The following is a 1,271-nucleotide window of genomic DNA, read 5'->3' on the forward strand; positions in this document are numbered from 1 at the left end:
GCGTTACACCAAGGGGCCTACGATTTTATAGAGAAACCTTTTGCGCCAGAACACTTGGTTGAAACCGTAAAGCGCGCCATTGAAAGACGCCAACTGACGAACGAAAATGAGAAACTTCGTCAATCACTCAAAGCAAGCCAAACGCTTGGCCCCCGAATAATCGGTGAAACCACCAGCATCCAAACGCTGCGAGAAACCATCACCCACATTGCTGATACAGATGCCGATATTCTGCTGTTTGGCGAAACAGGTACAGGTAAAGAGCTTATCGCCCGCTCACTGCACGAACAAAGTTCTCGTAGAAACAATAACTTTGTTGCGGTGAACTGTGGCGCGGTGCCAGAAAACTTAATTGAAAGCGAACTCTATGGTCACGAAAAAGGCGCATTTACTGGTGCAGAAAGTCGGCGTATTGGTAAGTTTGAATTTGCACAGGGCGGCACACTCTTCTTAGATGAAATCGAATCGATGCCAATTCAGGCACAAATTCGTTTGTTGCGCGTCCTGCAAGAGCGCGTGATTGAACGCGTTGGCTCAAACGAACTTTTACCTCTCGACATTCGCGTTGTCGCGGCAACGAAAGTGGATCTTAAACGTGCGGCGGAACAAGGCACATTTCGTCAAGACCTCTACTATCGCCTCAACGTGGTTACGCTAGATTTGCCTCCCTTACGTGAACGCAAGGAAGACATCCCTGCCCTTTTCCATCATTTTCTTTTAGTCGCGGCGTCGCGCTATGGTAAAAGTTCGCCAAGCCTTTCAGCACAAGATTTGGCTCAGCTAATGGCTCACGATTGGCCGGGAAATGTCCGAGAACTGCGCAATGCAGCAGAGCGTTTCGTTTTATTAGGTAAACTCATCCAATTAGGTGAACCAAGTTCCATCCCCGCCTCAACCAGTAGCCTTGCAGAGCAAGTGGCGGAGTTTGAAAAGGCAGCGATAGAAAATGCGCTACTGGAAAACAATGGCAGCATCAAACAAACGATGGAACAGTTGAATGTGCCTCGAAAAACGCTGTATGACAAAATGCAACGCTATCAGATAGATAAAGAGCTCTATAAATAAAACAGGTTCGCACGATTGGTATTATATCCAACTTGAATCATAATTTTGCTAAGGCAATTATTGGGCTCATATGGATATCAATGAAAAAGTGAGGATACCGATCATTACCGATACAGTGATGGTAGACGGCCAGTATCAAGAAGAAAGGCGCTCCGGTGAAGACCGACGTAAAAACAAAAAGAAGTGGCACGGCTATGAGCGCAGAG

General features: G+C 46.7%; 1 protein-coding gene. It reads left to right on the forward strand.

The genetic code is table 11. The features are described 5' to 3' along the window. Positions 1-1,065 (forward strand): sigma-54 dependent transcriptional regulator (locus R7F67_RS24270; RefSeq protein ID WP_318057470.1); only part of this gene is annotated, 1,065 nt, incomplete at its 5' end. Positions 1,066-1,271: the final 206 nt, after the last annotated feature.

Origin of the sequence: Vibrio sp. YT-17 (assembly GCF_033337375.1) — a bacterium.
Taxonomy (GTDB): domain Bacteria; phylum Pseudomonadota; class Gammaproteobacteria; order Enterobacterales; family Vibrionaceae; genus Vibrio; species Vibrio alginolyticus.